Source organism: Flavobacterium sp. (assembly GCF_039930565.1).
Taxonomy (GTDB): domain Bacteria; phylum Bacteroidota; class Bacteroidia; order Flavobacteriales; family Flavobacteriaceae; genus Flavobacterium.
Window position 1 is genome coordinate 1 of sequence record NZ_JBDTTP010000076.1, and the last position, 19,618, is coordinate 19,618.

A 19,618-nucleotide genomic window follows, 5' to 3' on the forward strand; every position below is an offset into this window, starting at 1 on the left:
GTAAAGTAAAAGCTAACGGAATCGAATTGAACCGTAAAGTTCTTGCAGATTTAGCAATGAATCACCCTGAAGCTTTCAAAGCAATACTTAACAAAGTAAAATAAACGTTTTATAAACTCAATTTTGATTACTTACTTATATAAAAAGCCCAGTCGAAAGACCGGGCTTTTTGCTTTTATAGAAGACAACTTTCAAAATTGAATTTATAATTATATTTACATAAAATTCATAACGTATGCATTCAGTCCTTATTAACCATATTCAGAAATTCGTAAGCTTAGAACCATCAGAAGTTACTCTTTTAGAATCATCTTTGAATCTGTCGCAAATAAAAAAGAAAGAACATGTTTTACAGGAAGGTCAAGTTTGCAATGCGATGTACTTTATAATCAAAGGCTGTTTCAGGCAATATATCATTAATAATAAAGGAACTGAACAAACACTTCAATTTGGAATTGAGAGTTGGTGGATTACTGATTATCTAAGTTTTCACAATACTACTCAATCACATTTTTATATCCAGGCAGTAGAGAATTCAGATATCATTGCGATTGACAAAATTGTTCTTGAATCATTATTAATTCAAATACCAAAACTAGAACGTTATTTTAGAATTGTGTCACAAAAAACATTTGGTGCCGCTCAAATGCGAATCAAATTTTTATTTACTATGTCGGCAGAAGAACGATATAATCATTTTAAAAATCAAAATCCGGAATTTGTACAGCGGGTTCCTCAATATATGCTTGCCTCCTATCTTGATTTTTCGGCTGAGTTTATGAGTAAAATTAGAGCTGGAAAAGTGTAGATAGTATTTCTTGAAGTAGATCAAGTTTTTCACAATAGGATATACTGACCTTTGTTTTGAACTTTAAATACAAATAAAAATGAAAACAAGAGTCGTTATTCCAACAGTTGCTCCAGAAGCTTATCAAGCCTTAATGAATTTAGAAAAATATATTTCTACTACCTCTTTAACTTCTACGCACAAAGAACTTATCAAAATTCGAGCTTCTCAAATAAATGGGTGTGCTTTCTGTATCAATTTACACACAGCAGATGCGAGGAAATATGGAGAAACGGAACAGCGTATTTATCTTATTAGCGCATGGCGTGAAGCAGATATTTATACGGAAGAAGAAAAAGCTATTTTCGCTTTGACAGAAGAAGTAACTTTAATCAATAATCATGTTTCTGAAGAAGTTTATCAGAATGCCGCCCGTCTTTTTGATGAAAAATATTTAGCAGAAATCATCCTTGCTATTATTACTATCAATTCATGGAACAGGTTTGCTATTACGACTGGATTGAGAGTTGCTTAATTAAATAGAAAACTTCAGATATATTTTAAATTTATGTCTGAAGTTTTTTTAGTCATTCGCTATTCGTCTTTACTTTTTAATAAATATTTATTTGCAATATACTGCGTAATTGGCTTTAATGTTTTTCCCGTTTCAGGATGTAAACCGGGAGCCGTAAAACAATCATAATTCCCTTCAAAAGATTTTCCATACCAAATACAAGGTTTTCCTAATTTGAAAAAGCTTGTCGTATCAGAAACATTAATCTTTTTTAGTTCAAATTGTATTTCATCATAAGGCTTTATATCTGAACTTTTTATCTCCTGAATACAATCTACTTTTTCATAATAATCTCCTGTCCATTGCATACAGTCCTTTTTAAAGTATGCAAAATAGATTACCATAGCTATTAGACAAAAAATAATAGTTATAGTAATTATTGTCTCTTTTAATTTTCTTTTAAATTTTTCAGAAAACTTAATAGTTTCTTTTTTATTTATTAGCAAACCTTCAACAATACTCGCATCTTCGTTTTTTTGCTCTTTTTTTTCATCCTCATTTACTTCCTCTAAAATTAATGAATCAGATTCTTTGGGAATTTCTATCTCTTTTTCAGACACGCCAATCCTTCTAAACTTAACGTATGGTCTTGGTTGAAAATCTACCAAAATTGCAGCAAAATCAACTGTTTCAATTTTTGCTGGTTTGGTTTCTCCTTTAAAAAATCTTCCCACTTTTTTAAATTTATCAGTATAAGAAATAGATGTATCCTCATTTTCTGAGTCAAATTTAAATTTGAAAAAATCATCGTATACATTTAAATCATCTGTATTTTGATTTGATTTAAAAATTTTCCAACACAAATCTCTCAAATTTGCTTGTGAAGGATTACCTAAATAATTAGAATAAATACCCTTCTTTTCTTTTTCATATTTACTCCTAACTGCTTCCTTATAATCCTCTTCATTTAAAGTATTGTTATGCATAGGCATTCTTTTTATATTATTTTTTTAGGATTTCATTGGATTTTACGAGACTTCCCAAACTATTACCGGATTTAAATGAAATTTTCAGGACGTCCGGGAATTCCGTATCAATTCAGGTTTACAATGGTTGTTACTTTGCTTCAGAATCAAGTTAATGTTTTGATCTGCAGGTTAAAACAAATGTACAAAACTAGTTCAATTATAAGTGCGGAAAACCGTAAGTCGGGTTTTATCCGGGAAGTATAAATAACTTCTTACTGTTCTACGCACTTCACTTCCCAACACAATAGGTATTGACAAACAAGATCTGGACAGAATCCGGACAGCAATACTTATATCAATTTTTAATTCATAACATCATGAAAAAATTATTTTTATTGGGAGCGTTTGCGCTATTGACTACTACTATGTTTTCTTGCACAGCTGAGGAATATGAAACACAGGCAAAAAAAGAAATAACACCAACTTATGCTGATGGTCCGGGTGATGCACCCGTAACTGTGCCACCACCACCACCAAAAATAACAGATTAATAAATTATTTATTTATAATTAATTACTAATTTCGGGGAAAGTAAGTTCTATGCTGCGATCCCCTTTTTTTTATTTTCTTCTTTTTCTTCTTTTTCTTTCCTGTAAAGAAAAAAACACAATTACTCCTAATATAAAACCTGTAAAAAAAGAAGCTGTAAACTTTCGCAAAAAAGGAATAATAAATTTTGAAAGAAAAAATTTTAATATTGCTTTCTACAACTTTAACAAATCAAAAATAGCATATGAAACTTTGAACGATACAGCCAATATCGTTTACATACTTATTAAAATGGCTTCTATTCAGCAAATAAATGGAGATTATTATGGAAGTAAAGAAACATTGACTGAAGCACTACCCTACATTAAAAAAAAAAATATTTACAGTGTTGCCATCAATAACCTTTTTGGTATAGCAGACAAGGAACTTTCAATTTATGACGATGCCATTTATTATTACAAAGAAGCTATAAAAGAGTCTACAGATTCTATATCCATACAACCGCCACTGAATAACATTGCAGTTATTTATATCCAACAAAAAAAATATGAGAAAGCAATTAATATTTTAGAATCTATTTTAAATAAAAAAATAGCAGGTGAAATAGTAAACAAGGCACGATTTAAAGACAATTTAGGTTATGCCTATTTTAAAAAGGGAATTATTCAGAAAGGTTTTTCATTAATTAATGAAAGTCTTATGATCAGAATTCAAAATAATGATTTGTATGGAAGTATCGAAAGTAATCTGCATCTGGCAGAATATTACGCCTTAACAGATTCTAAAAAATCAAATCAGCATGCTTTAGATGCTTACAAAACAGCAACAAAACTCAATAGCATTGACGAAAGGTTAAGAGCACTACAGTTTTTAATTTCGAATGATTTCAACAAACAAAGTATAAAATATGCTCAGAAATATATTGTTTTGAATGATAGTATTATTAAAATTCGGAACAATTACAAAAACAAGTTTGCCAGAATAAAATATGATTCTAAAAAAGAAAAAGATGAAAACCAAAAACTTCGTTTAGAGAAAGCCGAGAACTTATTATCACTTCAGGAAGCAAAATATCAGAAGATATTCGCCGGAATCGGAATTCTATTTTTGATTATTGTAATAGTAATTCTGATACGATATTACAGAAATAAAGGCAGAATCGAAAATATAAAAATTGCTTATGATACTGAAACCAGAATTGCCAAAGACATTCATGATGAACTCGCTAATGATGTTTTTAATGCTATCACTTTTACTCAAACACAGCCCTTAGAAAGTGAAAATAAAAAAGAAACCTTAATCCATAAACTGAATCACATTTATAACCGCGTACGCAGAATTTCGAGAGATAATAATGATATTGATACCGGAACAAATTATTCGGAGAGCTTAAAAGAAACGCTTTCTACTTACAACACTGCTACCCGAAATATCCTCATTAACGGTATGGAAAAAATCAATTGGGATGACATTGATCAGATAAAGAAGATTACGATCTACCGTATTTTACAGGAATTAATGGTTAATATGAAAAAACATAGTGAAGCATCAGTAATAGTTGTAAAATTTGACAACAGTCCAAAAAAAATATTTATAGACTATACCGATAACGGAAAAGGTTGCGAAAAAAATAAAATTATAAAAAATGGTTTACAAAATATGGAAAACCGTATTCTGTCTACAAAAGGAACTATTACTTTTGACACTGAACCTGATAAAGGTTTTAAAGTAAAAATAACGATGCCCAAATAAAAGCCTATGTTTAAAAAAGTAATAATAGCCGAAGATCTTGATACAATGAATCTAGGAATTCAACAAGTTTTAAAAGATTTAAATATTCTCGACTTTCAACATTCAAAATTTTGTGATGAAGCATTTTTAAAGGTACGTGCTTCCATTAGTCAAAATCAACCCTACGACTTATTAATTAGTGATCTTTCTTTTAAATCAGATCATCGCAAACCAGATATTGCAAACGGAGATGAACTGATTAAAAAAGTTCGAGCCCTACAGCCTGATATTAAAATCATAGCGTACTCTGTAGAAGATAAAAGTTATCGCATTAAATCACTTTTTGAGAATGCAGGAGTTGATGCTTTTGTATTAAAAGGCCTGAACAGTATTGAAGAGCTAAAAAAAGCTATTAATTTAGTTTCGACCTCTGATAATAAATATATTTCTCCGGAAGTTGCTTCGGCATTGCAGGACAAAAGCAATTACGAAATAGATGATACTGACATTCAAATTCTAAAATACTTATCTGCCGGAAGTTCACAAGATGAAATTATAGATATTTTTAAAAACTCCGATATTAAACCCAATAGTAAAAGTGCTGTAGAAAAAAGACTATCCAAACTTAAAGACTTTTTTAAAGCTAATAATACCGTTCATTTGGTTTCTATTACAAAAGACATGGGGATTATTTAAATATTTATTTACTTAAATTAATTTCAAGCTCCTTCGGGGGCTTTTTTTATTGCGAAATGTAAAAATTTTACGCATTATGGTTTTCCGTAAAATACTGATTTTAAATAGGTTTAAGTTTGAATTATCAAATCAATTTAAATATTAATTAAAACCAAAAAATTATGGAGTATAAAATAGTACCATTCGCAGCTTTAATCGATCTCAAGAAAAATTCATCAGCACAAATTGCAGAACAATTAGAAAGTGCAATCAAGCATTACACTGCAAAAGACTGGCAATATGTCCGCGTAGAAAACATAACAACTTTTGTTCATGCAGAAGTAGGATGTTTTGGCTTTGGAGCAAGACCAGCTCAAACACTTTTCACTCATTTAGTTGTCTTTCAAAAATAGATGAAGCATTTAATATTATTTGCAATTAAAATGTATTGGAAATGCATTCCAGCTTTTAAAAGAAAAAAATGCATTTTTAAAAAATCGTGTTCTAATTATGTTTTTGAAGTAACTCAAAAAGAAGGTTTCATAAAAGGATTAAAAGCTTTTATTTTTCGATATGAAAATTGTAATGGAAATTTTCAAATTTTTAAAAATCCTATTAACAATAAAATACAGATGATTCTTCCTACTCAAATAATAATTGAGAGCGAAGAAATCGCGGAAAGACTAATCAGTTAACTGAAATAAAATCAGGTATAAGTACGCATTTTAGAAGAATACTTTCTACTTAGATTTAGAAAAAAACTATAATTATGGAAAGAGAATATGTAAGATCGTCAAATATTAAATCAATACTTTGGAGTTTCTGAACATGTCTATGATGAATTAATGTCTGCTAATTCAAAAGGATCTTATTTTTCATCTCATATTAAAAATGTTTATAAAACTCAAAAGCTTTAAAATTATGGAACGATATGCAAATCGAAAGGGGGGATCCGGAGTTTCAGGATATGAAATTGGATCTGATTATATTAGAGTGAGATTTTCCTCAGGAAGTACCTATCAATATAGCTATAGAAAAGCTGGACAATCACATGTTGAGAACATGAAAAGATTAGCGTACGAAGGTTCTGGATTGAACAGTTACATTAATTCTTATGTAAAATTTAAATATGATTAAACATGAAAATTAATAACATAAGAATTTCAAATTGGCGATCAATAATTAGTGAAAAAATTTATTTCCAAGATTTAATGATTTTTATAGGTCAAAATAATCATGGAAAATCAAATGTTCTTAGCTCAATTTTATTTTTTTTTGGTGAAATTACTAACCATAATCTTGATTTTAATGGAGAAGCTGAAGAGCTTTGGGTTGAAGTCGAATTTATTGATCTTTCAGAATCTGAAGGTATAACTTTCAAGAAATATGTTTCGGCAGATAATAAAATTAAAGTTAGAAAAACAGCTTATAAAAACGGATCTTTTATATATAATGGTTACATTGAAGAAGCAGAAGAAGATTGGTTGAAGGAATCAAAAATTTCAGATTTCAAAAAAAGAGAAATAGCTGAAACATTACCACTTGAACCTTTTCTTCCAGATAAAGGAGCGATAACTATTGATCAATTTAAATTTGCTCAAAGTGAATTTATTAAAGCTAATTTAGAAAATCTAAATTTTAATTATATTCTAGAAGAAAATAATTTTCTGGGTTTAAAAAATGTCGCAAAAGGTAGTTTTGGAGATTTATTTTTTATTCCTTCAATAAAAAATGCTTCAGATGAATTAAATCCTAAAGGTAGTTCTCTTTTCGGTCAACTTTATTCTAGGGTTATTAGTAAAATTTCTGAACATAATCCACAATTTAAAGAGGCTAAAGAAAAAATAATTGAATTAACCAAAATTCTTAATAAAAACAATTTAGATGGAGAACTTAATGTAAATCGACCAGAAGATTTAACTTCTCTTGAGAATTTATTAGATAACGAATTAACAAGTTGGAATACAAAAATTGACATTCAAATTACTGCCCCAAATGTTGACGACATTTTTAGAGTTGGTGCAAATGTTTCTGTCGATGATGGTATAAAAACTGATATAACTAGAAAAGGTCATGGCTTGCAAAGAGCATTAATTTTTGCATTGATAAAAGCTTGGTCTAAAGTTCTCAAGCAAGAAAGAGAGGAAGATGATTTAGATTCTGAGACATCTTCAAGAAAATCATCAAAATCTACTTATTTTATTTTTGAAGAACCTGAGTTATTCTTACATCCTCAAGCACAAAAAGAATTATTTTTTTCTTTAGTTAACTTATCAAAAGATGAAAGTCAAGTAATTCTATGTACACATTCAAGTTCTTTTATAGATTTAGGATTTCATAAATCTATTTGTATTGTAAAAAAAGACAGCATAGAAACTGGTACTAAAGTATTGCAATATGTAAATGATATATTTGAAGATTTAGAAGAAAAGAAAAAATTTAATTTAAGTTATTGGATAAACCCCGAGAGAAGTGAATTATTTTTTGCTAAAAAAGTTATTCTTGTAGAAGGGCAGACTGACAGAACAATAATTCCTATGCTAGCTCAATCATTGGATATATTTAGGTATGATTTCACAATAATTGACTGTGGAAGTAAAAATAATATTCCCTTATACGTAAATTTATTGAATAAATTTAGAATTAAATATTGTGCAGTTTACGATAAAGATCATCAAGTTGGAAAAGATAGAAATGGAATTGCTAGTGGTGATCGAGATTCAAAAAGTATCGAAGATATGATTGATCACACTCTTGGAAAAACATTTATATTGGAAAATGATATAGAAGAAGAACTAGGTATGACTGAAAAGGTTGGAAGTGGTAAAGCTTATAAAGCTATTAGTTTTGTTGCTGGTGAGAGCTTCATAATTAAAGAGCAGTTTAAACAAAAGATCATAGAAATTTATAGTGAATAATCATGTCAACAATAAAACTCAACCAACAACTCAAACGCTTAGAAATCCAAGAGTTTGAAATAGAAAACCAAATCGTTTTTAATTACTTCGATAATCTTTCTGTAAACGAAAGAGACGAAAAACTTTTACGTGCAATTTACATTGGTGTTTTAGCATTAATGGAAGATCGAATTTCATCATTCTTAGCCAAAACAAATAATGAACTTGGTACAGAGCTGGAAAGTCTTAAAATGATTTTCGAAATGAAAAAAGAACTTTTCTATAAATCAACAATTAAAGGATCTCTGGCAGAAGATGACATCGCAGAATTTCTAAACAATTACTTTTCAGAAAAGCGATTAAAAGATCGAGCATTTTTAACTGGAAATACTGCAGGAAATATTCCTAGAAATAAGACTGGTGATATTATCTGTGAAGTCAACGGAAGTTCTGATTTAAAGATTGCTATTGAATGTAAATTTGATAAAAGTATTCGCTTTGGTGAAATTGAGAATAAAGAAATTTTTACTCGCAAAAGTGATACAGCTTGGAGTCAATTAATTGAAACGCAAGCGAACCGAGATTCTAAAGTAAGTTTAATTGTTTTTGATATTTCATTAATAGATAATTCAATTCTCAAGAATTTTGATAATGTGGGTTATATTCCAGGAGTTGGTTTTATTGCTATTGTAAATTCACAAAAAGGAGATTATTCCAATCTTGCTATCGCCTATATGCTTGCGCGTGATATTGCACTAAATTCAAAAGAAATTGAGCTTGACAAAGATGTTTTGGCAATGATTGTAAATAGAATCATCAAAGATATTAATGAAATACTTTCCATAAAATCATTGGTAATCAATAATATTGAAAACAATAAAGCTATTCTGAAACAACTTGAAAAATCAATATTATTAATGGAATTTAATCAGGAATATTTAAAACGATTTTTAAATATCGGAACATTAACTAAAAAGGATTTATTAGACTTTTATATGGGAGATGATATTAAAGACAAGTACAAACTAATTGAGAAAGATATCAATGAAATTTAATATTAATATCCTTAACAAAAGCCTATGCTAAAAAACTACCTAACCTTATTCTTATTTCTTGCAATACTTTCGTGCAAAAAAGCCGATAGTCCTCCCCCTGCACAAATAAATAATTTTTACAAAGAGGCAATTACAGCAGATGACCGCGAAACAATTACCCCTCAGGAAGCCAAAACGTATCATGTAGATAAAACTTTTCAGTATGAATACAGAACAGGAATCTCTGGAAATTATGAATATAATTACGACGTAAAAGGTGTAGATACCAAAGGTGATTCTATTTTTGGCAATATTAATGTACAGGGTAAATACGGCGCCGGAATATTAAATGTAGAAAATCTTCCGGATATTGATATTAATACGGAATGGGTTACGTATGGTAAATTAAAAGCAACAGACAAGAATGGCAATCAATACGATTTGATAGTTAATTAATAATAAGAGGAAATATGAAGTTTATTATAACCATTTTATTAATTCCGCTTTTATCATTTAGTACAGTCGAAACAAAAGTATTTATCTGCGGCATCAGAGGAGCTAAAAAATACCATCTGAGTGAATTCTGCCGCGGTTTTGGAGCGTGTAAGCATGAAATAGTAAAAGTCAATTTGAAAGAAGCCAAAGGATTTGGTCTGACTCTTTGTGGTTGGGAAGATTAATTTTAGAGGATATTTTTTATATTTGAACTTCAATCATTTTTAAATGAAAATCATTCTTATTTCCTTTTTATTCTTATTTACAACATTTTTCTACTCCCAAACCAAAGTTCTTTCCTGGAACATTGAAAACTTTGGAAACTCTAAATCTGAAATTCAATTAAATTTTATTGCCAATACAATCAAGGATTATGATATCATTACAATTCAGGAAGTTGTAGCAGGTTATGGCGGAGCGCAATCGGTTACCAAACTGGTCGAAATACTAAATCTAAAGGGTTTTAAATGGGATTATAAAATCAGCAACCCTACTTCGAGTAGTGCTTATAAAACCGAACGCTATGCTTTTATCTGGAAAACCAATAAGGCAAAACTAAAAGGAAATGCATGGCTGGAGAAAAAATACCATTTAGAAATTGATCGTGAACCTTATTTTGCTACTTTCGAAATCAATAAAAAAAACATCACATTAGTTAATTATCATGCCATTACCCAAAATAAGCAACCTGAAACAGAGATTAAATTTTTTAAATTTTTACCTCTCGAATATGCTAAACTTAATCTGGTTTTTATAGGCGACTTCAACTGTCCTGAATCTCATACGGTTTTTAATCCGCTGAAAAAATTAGGATACACGTCTGTATTTCAAAATCAAAAAACAACTTTAAAACAAAAATGCCAGACTAATAATTGTCTGGCATCTGAATTTGATAATATATTTTACAAAACAGGTTCTATTAATTACATCAATTCGGGAATAATTCCATTTTATACAAAATTTAATTTTCTTAAGGAAGCCCGAAAAATATCTGACCATATTCCGATTTGGTTTGAATTTTCAATAAAATAGTTTTATGTCTTTAATTTTTTCTTTTTCGCCGCAGGAAACAAAACATTATTTAAAATCAAACGATATCCTGGAGAATTAGGATGCAAATCCAAAACAGTCGGTGGATCTCCTACCTGATGCTGAAAATCCTCCGGATCATGTCCTCCAAAAAAAGTGAACATCCCTTTTCCCTTCTCACCATGAATATAGCGTGCTTCACCATTAAGTTCGCAAGTTCCCATAATTAAAACATTAGATTTAATTAAAGTCTGATCAAATGATGTGGTCTGTCCCATAAACCCCTTTACCAATTGGGTATGATTCTGACATAACATACTCGGAATAGGATCCCACTTGGCAGAAAATTCCATTAAGGAAAAATAATCCTTATCAGGAGAAATTCTTCGTTTAATAGTCATATCAATATCTGAAAACTCGTATTGTTCCGGTCTTCGTTCGAGTATAAAATCTTTAAACGCAAATGAGCTTCCGTAATTGAGTTTTGATTGATAATTTGACTCACTTGGATCACCGTCAAACATCGCTTCGCAAATATCTACTCCGTCAGCAGATAAGGCAATATCAAAACTATCAGTAGCTGAACACATTGCAAACATAAACCCGCCTCCAACAACAAAATCCCGGATTTTTTTTGCAACAGCTCCTTTTTCCTGAGAGACTTTAGAATAACCTAACTTTGCAGCCAGAGATTCAGCATCTTTTTTTTGATCAATATACCAGGGTGTATTTTTATAAGCCGCATAAAATTTACCATATTGTCCCGTAAAATCCTCATGATGTAAATGCAGCCAGTCATATAGCAACAATTGATCACTTAAAACTTCTTCATCATAAATAGGTGTAAACGGTATTTCGGCATAGGTTAAAACCAACGTTACTGCATCATCCCAAGGCTGTTTGCCCTTTGGAGTATATACTGCTATTTTAGGTGCTTTTTCTAAAACAACGGATTCCATATTTTGAGAAGGACTGGAGATTTCATCTAAAATTGAACTCACTTCACTATCTGAAACTATTTCAAAACTTACACCCCTGATTTTACATTCCTTTCGTATTTCTTCAGCATCAGGCAATAAAAATGAACCTCCGCGATAATTCAACAACCAGCTTGCCTTATAGTCCTTATTTAGGCACCAATAGGTAATGCCGTAAGCTTTGAGGTGATTTTGCTGTGTAGTTTCATCCATTGGAAGAAGGATAAAAGAAGCTTTTGCTGATGATAATGAAATTAAAAAAAATATTATATAAATTAAATATTGCCTCATTTGATTAACTATTTCAAAGTAAAGATATAAAAGGAAGCATTAAAAAGCTATTGAAAAGATATATGATGTCATTGCAATTTTGAATTGACCACTTTTATTTCTATTCCTGTATTTTTTGGTACAAAAACAGGTAAAAACACTTACATAAACAAAAATTCTTAATGGTAATTTTGTCAAATAATAATTATTAAAAATAAAATTATGAAAATTAATCAAACAGACAATGAGTTCAAAAGATTGAATATATTAAAAAAAATAGGTCTTTGCTTATTGTTAATTACTATAATCTCCTATTATGTATTGTCTATTCAATTTTTAGCAAGCTAAATCAAATAGTTAAAACCGCTATTTCATTTTGAATAGCGTATACAACCAAACCGGCAATATTTCTTGATTCTGTTTTAAGTAATAAATTATTCCGATGACCTTCAACAGTTCTTGGACTTAGGAAAAGTTCCTCTGCAATTTCAATTGTTGTTTTTTGCATGCAGATGAGCTGAAGAATTTCAATTTCGCGAGGTGATAAAAAACTACCTTCTAAATTTGATTTTGATTTTTTTGAAGAAATAATTGTTTCCTTAATAGTTTGTAATACATTTTCATTATAGAAAAACCCTTTTAAGAAAACCTGATTAATTGTATGTAATAAATCTTTAGGAGTGCTGTTTTTTATTAAATATGCAACTGCTCCAATCTGGATCATATTCGCTACAAATGATTTTGTGTCATAGCTTGTTAATGCAATAATTTTGATTTCGGGGAAGTTTTTTCGGATAATTTTTGTTGCTTCGACTCCATTTAAAATTGGCATCTTCAAATCCATAATAATAATATCCGGTTTGGTTGCAGACTGATTAAGATAAGCAATTAATTCTTCACCATTAGAAGCTTCAAATACGACATCTATATTTTCTTCTCTTTCTAATAAAAATGAGATTCCTTTACGAAATAAGATTTCGTCATCAACTAAAATTATTTTAATAGAATCATTCATTCCCTTTTGGTTTTGTATACTGTAAGAATATTGTATTGCAAAAATATATTATAAATTATTAAAAAAAGGGAATATTAATTCTAAATATATTAACACAAAACAAACTAAACCGTTAAAAAGTAAAAAAAACTTCAATTCCTTTGTTAATTTTTGAGCTCAAATTTATAGTTCCATTAATAAAAGAGATTCTGCTGTTTATATTTTTCATACCAAGTCCTTTTTGATTTTGAGCATCATTACTATTAAAACCAATTCCGTTATCTTTATAAAAACAGGTTTTAATCCCATTATCATTATCAAAAACAATATTTATTTCAGAAGCTTTTCCATGACGCAGGGAATTATTCATCAATTCCTGCAATATTCTAAAAATATGTAAATCCCTGTCTCTATCCTTTTGATCAAATTCAATTTTATTTTGATAAAAAACTTTCACGGATTTACTGCTTTCAAATTCATCACATAATTCCTCGATACCGGCATGAAGCCCAAATTTATCCAAAACAGGAGGTAACAGATTATGAGCAATTTTTCTGGAATTATCTAATGCCTTTGCAGTTAAATTGATAATGTTATCTGTAATTTCTTTTATTTCGGCAGTACTTAAATTTGGCGAAGTAAGCAAATAACTATTTAAGGAAACAATATTTAATTTTGAACTGATGTCATCGTGTAAGTCCTGAGCAATTCTTTTACGTTCTTCTTCCTGTGTAATAATTACAGCATGTAATTGTTCTTTTTGGTGAAAAATTTCTAAATCTCTTTTTTCAATTTCTTTTTGAATGATTTTTTTTCTAGAAAAATAAAAAAACACTATTAAAAAAAGAGCCATAATCATAAAGAAACATGATGTGTATAAAATTATGGCGACAATTTCTTTTTCGTAAATTGTGCTTGATCCCATGTTAATTGTTAATTTTCTTATTTTGATCATACCTTATTTTCCATTCAAATAAAATAAAAAAATAATAAACTACTATTAGTAAGGCATTTAAAGTCCAGGTTAGATATTTAACATCATCACTTAAGCCAGAAGTTAGATTTCCTACCAAATACAAAACAGTACTTGAAAACAGATAAAAAAGAACCCCAATATTCAAATAATAATATTCTTTTTCATCTGTAAGCATATTATAAAAATGCAATAGAGCAAAAACTACTATTATTAAAGATGTAATTGTAATTCCTAATAAATTAAATTTCAAAAATTCCTTATAGTCAATAACAAACTGAAAAAACAAAATAAATATTACAGCGATTATACTATATTTAACAAACCTTTTCTGTTTTTTATTTTTCAAGACAGATTCATAGAATAACCCTAAAAAAATCATTTGCCCAACAAAAAATATATTAACAGCATATAAATTATTCATATGCAAGTAATACATTACTTCCATAATAAATTGCATTATAAAAGCAAAAGTCAGATAACCCACAAAAAAACCATTAGCTTTTTCCTTTCGAAAAAAGCTAAATGAATATAAAATTAGGTTAATTATTAAAATAAAATAACCTGCATATATTAATATATCAATCATTTTTAACCTAATGGGCTATCAGGATCACCAAATGGAGGACATGGACGTGATCCATCGTATACAAAGCTTCCCGATTCAATGTTATTAGTTCCCTCACCAAACACATCTTTGTAAATACCAGTGCTTGCATCCAATTTTGCTCCTACAAACATCAGATTTTGTTCTCCTAATTCATTTATGCCTACATAAGCACGAACAGCATCAATTTTTCGACTTTCCTTAAGCCTTAAAACTTTTTCCAGACTTTCCAACGGGATAAGATAAGCTTCTATTTTCTTTGTTTCTTCAGTTTTGGGGTTTCTAAACTTTTCTGCCCACTGTATACCCGTTGATAATGCAATTTCAATTTTTCCGGGAAATTTTTCTTCTGCCATAATTTTAATTATTAGTATAAAGTTAGTATGTGATTTTAAAATAATCTTTAGCTAAACTAATGAATTATATTAAAAAAATTAACAATTAAGAATAAAAAAATATTAAAAAAAACTTATAAAAAATTACTAACAAACAGATAGTTACTAGATATTAACACAAAAACACGTATAAATACCTATACTGATTATTTTTTTATAATGTAATTTTGAACTACATATTTTAATACAAAAAAACTTATACACATAAATATTTATTAGTAAAATTAAGTTTTTCATTTTCGATTTACTATAAAAAAATTACAATCAATAATATAAACACAATTTTTATAATAATAACAAACAAACTAAAAGCATAAAAATTAACCACTCATGACATAAAATTGCTTATTCATGTCATTTTATTATCAAAAAAAAAATAAGCTTATTAGTTTTAATGAGTAAACTAATAACAAGTATAAAAAGGCATTAAAGACAAATAATAATATGTATTTAGTCATTTAATTTATTAACTATAAAAACAAAACAACTATGTCAACAGAACCATTCGTTGGAGAAATTAAAATTTTAGGATTTAATTTTGCCCCTAGAGGCTACATGACCTGCCAAGGTCAGCTTCTATCAATTGCCCAAAACAATGCATTATTTGCATTATTAGGAACTACCTATGGCGGAAATGGAGTTCAGACATTTGGACTACCTAATTTACAAGGGCGTATGCCTATAGGACAAGGACAAGGAGCAGGACTTCCAGCACACAATATGGGAGAAATTAGTGGTTCACCAACTGTAACAATACTAACCTCAAATATGCCTGCTCATATCCACGCTGCAACAGGACTTGCTGTAAACATTCCTATTTCGACTGGAGGACCAGATATTGCATCTGCAGAAGGAGCTTTTCTTGCAAATACCGGAGTAGAAATATATTCAAGTGTATCTACAGACGGTAAGAATTACGGTGCTTCTACTGTTTCAGGAAACACTGCAATTACAGGAGGGTCTCAACCAATTTCAATTATGAATCCTTATTTAGTTATAAACTATTCAATTGCAACTGAAGGAATTTTTCCAAGTAGAAATTAATTAAAAATATTAAAGGAAATTTTCAATATGAAAATTTCCTTTTTTTTAATATTAAAACATATGTTAACAATTGGGATTTTACTACCACGCTCAACATATTATCAAACTATTAATTTTGATTTATATGAAGGACTTTGCTCAGGGCTAAAACATTTAGGAAAAAGTGATGTTAAATTAGTTACTGAAAATATTGGTTTTGGAGCTGACAAACAACAATGTTACCGAAGTGCCGAAAAACTTTTATTGGAAGAAAATGTTTCTGTGGTTATTGCTTATATTGGTCATCGGATGGCACAATTACTGCGACCACTTTTTCTTGCAGCTAATAAAATGTTGATTGTTTTAGATGCAGGAGCCAATTTGCCTCACGAATGGCCTACATGTCCAAATATTTTCTATCATTCTCTTCATAATTCCTTAGGTGCTTCACTTTCTGCAAAACAAGCTATAAGTGATGGTTACTCATCAGCAGGTATTGTAACTGGTTATTACGATGGTGGTTACTTACATACTTATGGTGTTTCAAAAGGTTTTGAAGAATCAGGTGGAATTATTTCTTTTAATCACGCTACTGGGTATGAAGCAAAAGATTTTACTGTAGCACCAATAAAAAAACACTTAGATCAATTCCCAAACAGTGCTTTGTTAAGCATTTTTAGCGGTGATTTTGTACAATGGTATTTTGAAGGTATTAAAGATTCATTTGAAGAGCAAAATCTTCCTATTTATTTGCCTCCTTTTGGCTTTGAAGAAATGATGCTTGCTGATGCAGAATATCCAAGTAATAAAATAAAAGGAATTGCAGCGTGGTCGAAAAAAATAGACTCTAAAGAAAATAAAATCTTTATTGAAACAATCATAAAAGCGGGTAGAATACCTAATCTGTTTTCATTATTAAGTTGGGAAAGTGCAACAATAGCATTAAAAGTAATAGAATTAATTGATGAACATAAAAATAGTGTTCAAAAAATAGCATTGGATTTGCAATTGTTTGCGTTTGAAAGTCCTAGAGGCAGAGTTTACTTTGATTCTAAAACAAATACTTCAATTGCACCCTTGTATAATGCAACAATAATCTCCAATAATAAAGGTAAATGTGAAGTAGAGATAGAAGGCTTAACTAATGATGTATTTGAACATTTTGAAAAGCTAACTTCTCATGAACTTAATAATTCAACATCTGCCTGGCATAACAGTTACACGTGTATTTAAATATGGAAATTCAAAAAAAAATAATAGTATTATGTGGAGGAAAATTCGCTTTTCCTGCACTACAGTTATTAACATATGAAAAATTTATATGTGGAATTGGTATTGGTAAGGGAGGTAATACAATCATTAATGCATTAGAAAGAGAATCAGAAGATAACAATATAGGTTTTAAATCTTTTACTGACAAAAAGAGCATTTCTGAAATGAGGCCTTGGATAGATACTTTACAACCCGATTATGTTTTCTGCATATCATTTCCATTTCTACTTCCAGATACCATTTTGTCCTACGGAAATGACAAGTTCATAAATTTTCATCCTGGGCCTTTACCTCAATATCGTGGTGTAATGCCCATTTTTGAAGTTTTAAAAAACCAAGAAACAGAAACTGCTATCTGTGCTCATTTTATGAACTCGAAATTTGATGAGGGAAATATAATTTTTAATGATCCTGTGGCTATTCAGAAAGAAGACACATATGGAAAATTAACTGTGAGATTAAGTGAGCGCTTGGCTTATGTAGCCTTAAACATGGCGAACATGTTACAATTTGCCAGCAGCATTCCAAATCAGCAACAAGAAGAAAATTTAGCTTATTATTATGAGAAACCTGAATTAGCAGATACTTATATTAACTGGAAACGAATGACGGCAGTCGAAATTATCGCACTAATAAATGCATGTAATCCTTGGAACACAGGTGCAGATGCCACATTATTAGGAGAGCAGATTAAAATAATTACAGCTAAAATACTGAATGAATCACATAGCAATGAACCCGGAACAATAGTATCAATAACAGATACCATTAATATAGCTTGTGAAGACGACAAACAAATCGCAATCGCAATACTTAGTACTGATGAAGGTATTATGAAAGCCAATCAATTTTCATCACATAACATGGCATTAAACAATTATTAATAAATCAAATAATATAATCATGAAAAAAAACTTTACTTTTATTTTTGCAATGTTACTTTTCCTTCTTTGGATAAAGGGAAGTGCACAAACACAGTTTTGGAGCGACAATTTTGAAAGTGCTCCTACCAGTGGACTTAGAGTTCCAGAAGAAAATGGAGGAACAACATCCCCTAGTGCAAGCTATTTCAAATTGACAGATGGTTTGACCATACAACAAATTGTTCCTTTTACAGGAAAACAAGGAACATCCTTTTGGGCTGGAGAAGATCATAATGCAACAGGAACAGGATTCACAGCAAGTGGAGCGGTTAACAATCAGCTTGCAAATGCTGCTACAAATGAGCTCCAAATAGAATGGACAGGAATTCCCATCACTGGAAAAACCGGATTAAGTTTTAAAGGTTTAATTGCTGCTGCAAGTACCAATGAACCTTGGGATAATACAAATGCCTGTAGCAGTGGTGTTGGAACAACCAATACAGATTATATTATTGTTGAATACAGTATTGATGGAGGAACTTATACCAGTTTAATACGTTTTTTTAATAGAGGTAGTGCAACAAATGGAGTAGACAAATATTTATTCGAAGATACCGATGGCAATGGTTGTGGTGATGGTACACAATTAACGAACGCTTTTGGCGAATTTAGTAAAACTTTTGCCGGCACAGGAAATGTTTTGAACCTAAGAATACGTGTCTTTTCTGAAGGAAATAATGAAGAATGGGGAATTGATAACTTTCGTCTATTTGAGACACCGGCATGTAATGTAATATTAACAGCTGCTTCACAAACTAACGTGGCTTGTAATGGTGGTTCAAATGGAGCTGCAACAGTAAATGCTGCAACTGGTGGAACTGCTCCTTACACTTACAACTGGACTCCTGGAAACCCTACTGGTGACGGAACAACTTCTGTCACTGGCTTAACGGCTGGTTCATGGACGTGTACAGTAACTGATGCAAACTCGTGTACTGCTTTTGTTAACTTTACAGTTACACAACCAACTGCAATCAGTACTGCAACTGGCTCTCAAACTAATGTATCCTGTAATGGTGGCTCTAACGGTACAGCTTCGGTAACGCCTGCCGGCGGAACTCCTGGCTACACTTATTCTTGGTCTCCTTCAGGCGGTACAGCAGCGACAGCTTCTGGACTTGCTGCAGGAAGTTATACCGTAACAGTAACAGATGCTAACGGTTGTACTGCAACTCGCAATTATACAATTACTCAACCGGCTGCAGCAGTAAGCGGAACAACCGTTGTAACTAATGTTTCTTGTAATGGTGGAACTAACGGAACAATTAACCTTACTCCAACAGGAGGAACTGGGCCTTATACCTTTAGCTGGGGTGGTGGTATTACTACCGAAGACAGAACAGGACTTGCAGCTGGAACCTACTCGGTAACAATTACCGATAATAATGGATGCACAGGAACTGTATCTGGAATTACAGTAACTCAACCGACAGCAATAAGTACAGCAACTGGTTCTCAAACCAATGTGTCTTGTAATGGCGGATCGAATGGATCTGCTTCAGTAA

25 protein-coding genes are annotated in these 19,618 nt (G+C 30.5%); 19 read left to right on the plus strand and 6 right to left on the minus strand.

The annotated features are described in order from the left end of the window. From ABI657_RS15870 to ABI657_RS15880, 3 genes are all read left to right on the plus strand, one after another. The coding region (locus ABI657_RS15870; protein ID WP_348098272.1) for a 50S ribosomal protein L20 at positions 1-104 on the plus strand (104 nt) is incomplete at its 5' end. A 131-nt stretch (positions 105-235) separates the two neighbouring features. Continuing rightward, on the plus strand, positions 236-808 hold the full coding sequence (locus ABI657_RS15875) for a Crp/Fnr family transcriptional regulator (RefSeq protein WP_348098248.1): 573 nt from the start codon (positions 236-238) through the stop codon (positions 806-808). Between the two features lie 79 nt (positions 809-887). Next, positions 888-1,322, plus strand: a complete 435-nt coding sequence (locus ABI657_RS15880; protein ID WP_348098249.1) for a carboxymuconolactone decarboxylase family protein — start codon at positions 888-890, stop codon at positions 1,320-1,322. Between the two features lie 59 nt (positions 1,323-1,381). Here the strand turns inward: ABI657_RS15880 and ABI657_RS15885 are convergent, their stop codons facing one another. Then, entirely contained in the window at positions 1,382-2,287 is a 906-nt protein-coding gene (locus ABI657_RS15885) for a hypothetical protein (protein WP_348098250.1), read from the minus strand. Positions 2,288-2,362: 75 nt separating this feature from the next. On the opposite strand from ABI657_RS15885, the gene ABI657_RS15890 reads away from it, so the two are divergent. The 12 genes from ABI657_RS15890 to ABI657_RS15945 all read left to right on the plus strand — a co-directional run bounded on the left by ABI657_RS15890 (position 2,363) and on the right by ABI657_RS15945 (position 10,682). Next, entirely contained in the window at positions 2,363-2,533 is a 171-nt protein-coding gene (locus ABI657_RS15890; RefSeq protein ID WP_348098251.1) for a hypothetical protein, read from the plus strand. Between the two features lie 47 nt (positions 2,534-2,580). Beyond that, positions 2,581-2,820 carry a hypothetical protein gene (locus ABI657_RS15895; protein ID WP_348098252.1) on the plus strand — a complete coding sequence of 80 codons (240 nt, stop codon included), beginning with the start codon at positions 2,581-2,583 and terminating at the stop codon, positions 2,818-2,820. Between the two features lie 250 nt (positions 2,821-3,070). After that, positions 3,071-4,570, plus strand: a complete 1,500-nt coding sequence (locus tag ABI657_RS15900) for an ATP-binding protein (RefSeq protein WP_348098253.1) — start codon at positions 3,071-3,073, stop codon at positions 4,568-4,570. Between the two features lie 6 nt (positions 4,571-4,576). Then, entirely contained in the window at positions 4,577-5,245 is a 669-nt protein-coding gene (locus tag ABI657_RS15905; RefSeq protein WP_348098254.1) for a response regulator, read from the plus strand. Between the two features lie 161 nt (positions 5,246-5,406). Continuing rightward, positions 5,407-5,637, plus strand: a complete 231-nt coding sequence (locus ABI657_RS15910; RefSeq protein WP_348098255.1) for a hypothetical protein — start codon at positions 5,407-5,409, stop codon at positions 5,635-5,637. Continuing rightward, positions 5,638-5,919 (plus strand): membrane protein insertion efficiency factor YidD, encoded by a 282-nt coding sequence (gene yidD, locus ABI657_RS15915; protein WP_348098256.1) that lies wholly within the window; start codon positions 5,638-5,640, stop codon positions 5,917-5,919. Positions 5,920-6,145: 226 nt separating this feature from the next. Next, positions 6,146-6,361, plus strand: coding sequence for a hypothetical protein (locus ABI657_RS15920; protein ID WP_348098257.1), 216 nt, complete (start codon positions 6,146-6,148; stop codon positions 6,359-6,361). A gap of 2 nt (positions 6,362-6,363) precedes the next feature. Further along, positions 6,364-8,142: an AAA family ATPase gene (locus tag ABI657_RS15925; protein ID WP_348098258.1), complete on the plus strand. Its 1,779-nt coding sequence runs from the start codon at positions 6,364-6,366 to the stop codon at positions 8,140-8,142. 2 nt (positions 8,143-8,144) lie between these two features. Beyond that, positions 8,145-9,176, plus strand: coding sequence for a hypothetical protein (locus tag ABI657_RS15930; protein WP_348098259.1), 1,032 nt, complete (start codon positions 8,145-8,147; stop codon positions 9,174-9,176). 24 nt (positions 9,177-9,200) lie between these two features. Next, the gene (locus ABI657_RS15935; RefSeq protein ID WP_348098260.1) at positions 9,201-9,611 is read left to right on the plus strand and encodes a hypothetical protein; all 411 of its coding nucleotides are present in this window, start codon (positions 9,201-9,203) and stop codon (positions 9,609-9,611) included. A 14-nt stretch (positions 9,612-9,625) separates the two neighbouring features. Beyond that, a complete protein-coding gene (locus tag ABI657_RS15940; RefSeq protein ID WP_348098261.1) occupies positions 9,626-9,835 on the plus strand; it encodes a hypothetical protein in 210 nt (69 codons plus the stop codon). Positions 9,836-9,878: 43 nt separating this feature from the next. Continuing rightward, positions 9,879-10,682, plus strand: a complete 804-nt coding sequence (locus ABI657_RS15945; RefSeq protein WP_348098262.1) for an endonuclease/exonuclease/phosphatase family protein — start codon at positions 9,879-9,881, stop codon at positions 10,680-10,682. 2 nt (positions 10,683-10,684) lie between these two features. Here ABI657_RS15945 and ABI657_RS15950 read toward each other — a convergent pair whose 3' ends face one another. From ABI657_RS15950 to ABI657_RS15970, 5 genes are all read right to left on the minus strand, one after another. Then, entirely contained in the window at positions 10,685-11,947 is a 1,263-nt protein-coding gene (locus tag ABI657_RS15950; protein ID WP_348098263.1) for an asparagine synthetase B, read from the minus strand. Between the two features lie 328 nt (positions 11,948-12,275). Continuing rightward, positions 12,276-12,941, minus strand: coding sequence for a response regulator transcription factor (locus tag ABI657_RS15955; protein ID WP_348098264.1), 666 nt, complete (start codon positions 12,939-12,941; stop codon positions 12,276-12,278). A gap of 112 nt (positions 12,942-13,053) precedes the next feature. After that, complete coding sequence (locus ABI657_RS15960) at positions 13,054-13,845, minus strand: histidine kinase (RefSeq protein ID WP_348098265.1); 792 nt, start codon at positions 13,843-13,845, stop codon at positions 13,054-13,056. A gap of 1 nt (position 13,846) precedes the next feature. After that, positions 13,847-14,482, minus strand: coding sequence for a hypothetical protein (locus ABI657_RS15965; protein WP_348098266.1), 636 nt, complete (start codon positions 14,480-14,482; stop codon positions 13,847-13,849). Between the two features lie 2 nt (positions 14,483-14,484). Further along, positions 14,485-14,856 (minus strand): hypothetical protein, encoded by a 372-nt coding sequence (locus tag ABI657_RS15970; RefSeq protein WP_348098267.1) that lies wholly within the window; start codon positions 14,854-14,856, stop codon positions 14,485-14,487. Positions 14,857-15,384: 528 nt separating this feature from the next. Between ABI657_RS15970 and ABI657_RS15975 the strand changes: the two genes are divergently transcribed. The 4 genes from ABI657_RS15975 to ABI657_RS15990 form a co-directional block, all read left to right on the plus strand. Then, positions 15,385-15,939, plus strand: coding sequence for a tail fiber protein (locus tag ABI657_RS15975; RefSeq protein ID WP_348098268.1), 555 nt, complete (start codon positions 15,385-15,387; stop codon positions 15,937-15,939). A gap of 60 nt (positions 15,940-15,999) precedes the next feature. Then, on the plus strand, positions 16,000-17,151 hold the full coding sequence (locus tag ABI657_RS15980) for an ABC transporter substrate-binding protein (protein ID WP_348098269.1): 1,152 nt from the start codon (positions 16,000-16,002) through the stop codon (positions 17,149-17,151). 2 nt (positions 17,152-17,153) lie between these two features. Then, a complete protein-coding gene (locus ABI657_RS15985; RefSeq protein ID WP_348098270.1) occupies positions 17,154-18,074 on the plus strand; it encodes a formyltransferase family protein in 921 nt (306 codons plus the stop codon). Positions 18,075-18,093: 19 nt separating this feature from the next. Beyond that, positions 18,094-19,618: SprB repeat-containing protein (locus ABI657_RS15990; protein WP_348098271.1), on the plus strand; the 1,525-nt coding region annotated here is incomplete at its 3' end.